The organism is Saccharopolyspora sp. (genome assembly GCF_017434145.1).
Taxonomy (GTDB): Bacteria; Actinomycetota; Actinomycetes; order Mycobacteriales; family Pseudonocardiaceae; genus Saccharopolyspora_C; species Saccharopolyspora_C galaxeae.
This window is the reverse complement of sequence record NZ_JAFRFW010000285.1, coordinates 1-4,190: the sequence shown is the minus strand read 5'-3', so window position 1 is coordinate 4,190 and position 4,190 is coordinate 1. Positions and strand designations below refer to the sequence as shown.

4 protein-coding genes are annotated in these 4,190 nt (G+C 72.7%); 1 reads left to right on the top strand and 3 read right to left on the bottom strand.

Translation table 11 applies throughout. The features are described 5' to 3' along the window. A partial coding sequence (locus IJH84_RS07960; protein WP_295142156.1) for a LysR family transcriptional regulator occupies positions 1–914 on the bottom strand: 914 nt, incomplete at its 3' end. A gap of 63 nt (positions 915–977) precedes the next feature. On the opposite strand from IJH84_RS07960, the gene IJH84_RS07955 reads away from it, so the two are divergent. Continuing rightward, positions 978–2,192 (top strand): MFS transporter, encoded by a 1,215-nt coding sequence (locus IJH84_RS07955; RefSeq protein WP_200073291.1) that lies wholly within the window; start codon positions 978–980, stop codon positions 2,190–2,192. A 54-nt stretch (positions 2,193–2,246) separates the two neighbouring features. Here IJH84_RS07955 and tatB read toward each other — a convergent pair whose 3' ends face one another. Together tatB and IJH84_RS07945 are read right to left on the bottom strand one after the other, a co-directional pair. Continuing rightward, positions 2,247–2,642, bottom strand: a complete 396-nt coding sequence (gene tatB, locus IJH84_RS07950) for a Sec-independent protein translocase protein TatB (RefSeq protein ID WP_295142151.1) — start codon at positions 2,640–2,642, stop codon at positions 2,247–2,249. Positions 2,643–2,833: 191 nt separating this feature from the next. Continuing rightward, positions 2,834–4,190 (bottom strand): trypsin-like peptidase domain-containing protein (locus IJH84_RS07945; protein ID WP_295142148.1); only part of this gene is annotated, 1,357 nt, incomplete at its 5' end.

The window sequence follows — 4,190 nt, the reverse complement described above, 5'->3', positions numbered from 1 at the left end:
TACCGCCCGGCCACGTGAACGCGGAACGCCCGGACTGCCGGCGGGAGCGGGCGCCGCGCCGGCCAGACCACGCCGAGGGTGCGGAGCGCCGCCGGGTGCCGCGAGATCTCGGAGGTGCCCGGCGCGGCGCCGGAGAGCGCCTTCGGCAGCAGCGTCACACCGAGCCCGGCCGCGACCAGGCCGCGTGCGGTGTCGACCTCCTCGCCCTCCCACGCGAACCGCGGCGTGAAACCGGCCGCTTCGGCGAGGTCGGTGACGATGCGGCGCAGCCCGTATCCGGGGCGCAGCCCGACGAAGTCGTCGTCGGCCAGCTCGGCCAGGCGGATGTCGTCCCGCCCGGCCAGCCGGTGCCCGGCGAAGACCACGGCGACCAGTTCCTCCCTGGTGACCTCGGCGGCCTCGAACTCGGCACCGGACGGGACCGGGGAGACCAGGCAGAGGTCGACCCGGCCGGTGCGCATCCGCGCCAGCATGTCGTCCCGCGAGCCCTGCGCCAGGCCGAAGCGGACGCTCGGGTGGTGCTCGCGGAACTCGCTGAGCAGCTGCGGGATCAGCGCGCGGCCCATGGTGTGCTGGAAACCGAGCACGACCTGCCCGCGCTGCGGGTCGAGTTCTTCGACCACCGCCCGGCAGCGGTTCTCCAGCTCGTGCATCGCCTCCTCGGCCGCTTCGGTCAGCAGCGCTCCGGCGCGGGTGAGGACCACGCCGCGTCCCTGCTTGGCCACGACCGGTGTGCCGAGGTGCTCGGCGAGCCGGGCCAGTGCGCGGCTGACCGTGGGCTGCGGCTGGCCGAGCCGCTCGGCCGCGCGTGTGAGTTGCCCCTCCGCGGCGACGGTGCGCAGCAGGTCCAGCGTCGGCGCCAGATGCGCGGCGAGCTGGGCGGCTTCCCGGGGAACGCTCGATTCATGCGGCACAGCATGGATTGTCGGTCACTCGTGCATTGGACGCATTGATTAGCCCTGCTTACGGTCGCTGTCGTGAGTGGAACCGACGTGAGCCGCATCCGGCGCATCCGACTGGCGCTGCTGGTCGGCGCGCTCGCCCTGTTCGCCCTGCTGTACGCGCCGCAACCGGTGCTGCCGCAGTTCTCCGAGGCGTTCTCGCTCGCGCCGGGAACGGTCGCGCTGCTGGTCTCGGCGGGCACGCTGGGGCTGGCGGTGGCCGCGGTACCGCTCGGCACGCTGTCCGAGGTCTTCGGGCGCCGCCGCGTCATGGTCACCTCACTGCTGGTGGCCGAGGTGATCGGGCTGGCGCTGCCGTGGCTGGCGAACTTCCCGCTGCTGGTCGTGCTGCGCTTCGTGCAAGGTGCCGCGGTGGCGGGCATCGCCGCTGTCGCCACCGCGTACCTGGCCGACGAGACCGGTGGCCGTGATCTCGGCACCACGATGGGCCTCTACGTCGCGGGCACCACCATCGGCGGCATGTCCGGACGGCTGCTCGGCGGCGTCGCGGGCGACTTCGGCGGCTGGACCGGCGGGCTGATCGCGGTGGCGCTGCTCGCCGGGGTGTGCACCGTGGCGTTCGTGCTGCTGCTGCCGACCGAGCGGCACCAGCGCAGGCAGGAGTTCCGCTGGCGCCCGCTGCTGACCGGCGTGCGCGCCGCGGCGACCGATCCCGCGCTGCGCGCGCCGTTCGCGGTGGCCGCGTTGGGCATGGGTTCGTTCGTGGCGGTCTACAACGTGCTCGGCTTCCGCTTGATCGCGCCGCCGCTGTCGGTGCCGCCCGCGCTGGCCGCGCTGGCGTTCCTGGCTTACGCGGCGGGCACGGTGACCTCCGCGATAGCGGGACGGCTCGCCGACCGGTGGGGGCGCAAGCCGGTGCTGCTGACCGGGCTCGGCACCGCGCTGGCCGGGCTGGCGCTGCTGCTCGCCGGGAACATCGTCGTGATCCTGATCGGGCTCGTGGTGTTCACCGGCGGATTCTTCGCCGCGCACTCGGTGGCCAGCGGCTGGGTCGGGTTCCTGGCGTCGCCGTCGGCGCGGGGGCAGGCGTCCGCGATGTACCAGTTCGCCTACTACGGCGGCAGCAGCGTCGGCGGAGTGCTCGGCGGAATGGCCTATGCGCAGTGGGGATGGCCTGGGATGACGCTGGTGCTCGCGTGCTGGCTGGTGCTGGCCGGGGTCGCCGTGCTGCGGGCGCGCAAACCGCAACCGGCCGAGCCGTCTCAACCCGAACTGCAGTCGGTTTCGTAGGAATCCCGTTGCGGTGCTGGTTGCGTGCTCCGGATCAGCAGCCAGCGCAGTCGATCAGGTGGCGTCCGGGTCGTAAGGCGGCCGTTCGTCCGGGTCCAGCGGGCGCTGCGGTTGCGGCTTGGCCGTGCTGGAACCGGAACTGGAGCCGTTGCCGTTGCCGTTGAGCGGCGGATCCAGCGGATTCTCCCCGTCGAACAGGTGCTTGCTCACCGCCGTGCGCGGGTTGAAGTCGCGGATGCCGCGCAGATCCTCCAGCGGCTTGCGCAACTCGTCGAACTCCGGACCGAGTTCGGAGCGCAGCTGATCGCGGGCGCCCGTCGCGTACTCCTTGACCTGGCGGATGGTGCGCCCCAGCCAGGCCGCGCCCTGCGGCAACCGTTCCGGGCCGAGGATGAACAGGCCGGCAACGATGAGGACCAGGATCTCACCCCAGCCGATGCTCTCGAACACCTCGGATCACCCTTCGCCTCAAGAGTGCTTCAACAACGAACGCGCAACCGGGTTGCGCAGCGGACCCGGCGAGTGACCCGGCCGCGAGCGGCTCCGCCGCGCACGGGCCACCTCGCGACGGTGCGCCGCCGCCAGCCTACCCACCCGGGGGACGGCGGTGGAAACGCCACTTTTCCCAGCTTCGCGGCCGTTCAGCGCAGCACCACGTTCAGCACCAGCTCACGCCCCTGCCGGACCACCGTCACCGGGACCGTCTCGCCGACCCGGTGCCGGTCGACGGCCACGATCAGCTCGTCGGCCGTGCTGACCTTGCGGTCGCCGACCTTGATGATCACATCACCCTCGCCGATGCCCGCGCCCGCGGCGGCGCTGCCGTCCCGCACGTTCTGCACCTGGGCACCGTCGGTGACGCCGTCGCTGACCGACTTCGGGTTCACCCCGAGATCGGCGTGGCTGGCCTTGCCGGTGCGGATCAGCTCCTGCGCGATCCGGCGCACGTCGTCGATCGGGATCGCGAAGCCGAGGCCGATCGAACCGCCCTCACCGCCACTCTCGCCGAGCGTGCGGATCCCGCTGTTGATGCCGACCACCGCGCCGTTGCCGTCCACCAGCGCGCCACCGGAGTTGCCGGGGTTGATCGCTGCGTCGGTCTGGATCGCATCGACGACCGCGTTGGTGTCGCTGCCCTCCCCGGCCAGCCGCACCGGGCGGTGCACCGAACTGACGATGCCGGTGGTGACGGTGCTGGCCAGCCCGAGCGGCGAGCCCACGGCGATGACCTGATCGCCCACCGCGAGACTTCCCGAGTTGCCCAGCTGCGCCACCGTCGGGTTGGCCACGTCGACCTTGATCACCGCCAGGTCGGTCTTGACGTCGCGCCCGACGATCCGCGCGGGCACCCGGGTGCCGTCGCTGAAGACCGTGGAGACGGTCGCGTTCGGGGTGTCCGCGGCCATCGACACGACGTGGTTGTTGGTGACGACGTAGCCGTCGCCGTCGATCACCACGCCGGAACCGGAGCCGCCCTGCGCGCCGACGTGCACCTCGACCGACACCACGGCGGGCACGATCCGCTTCGCCACCCCGGACACGGCGCCTGCCGGGCGGTCCGCGCCCGGCTGCACCTCGGACAACGTCACGTCCGGATTGGTCAGCGGATTGCCCTCCTCGGCGGTGATCCGGCCGACGAAGCCGCCGACGACGGCCAGCAGCACCGCGACACCGCCCAGCGCGGCCAGCGCGCGCGGGCGCACCCGGCGGCCGAACAGGATCTCCCGCGCGCTCAGCAGCGGACCGGGAGCCGGGTCCGAGTCGGAATCAGCGGAGCCCTCGGCGACCGCGGGCGGCCCCATCACCGCACCTGCCGAGGGGTTGCGCCAGGGATCGTGCTCGCCGCGTTCGCTCCAGAACGTGGGCGGCTGCTCGGCGGACGGGAAAGGCGCCGACTCGCCCGGTTCCCGCTGCAGCGAACTCGCGGTGCCACGGGGTCGGCCGAACGCCTGCGACAAAGCCGGGGAGGGCAGCGACACCAACGCGGTCGTCGATGCG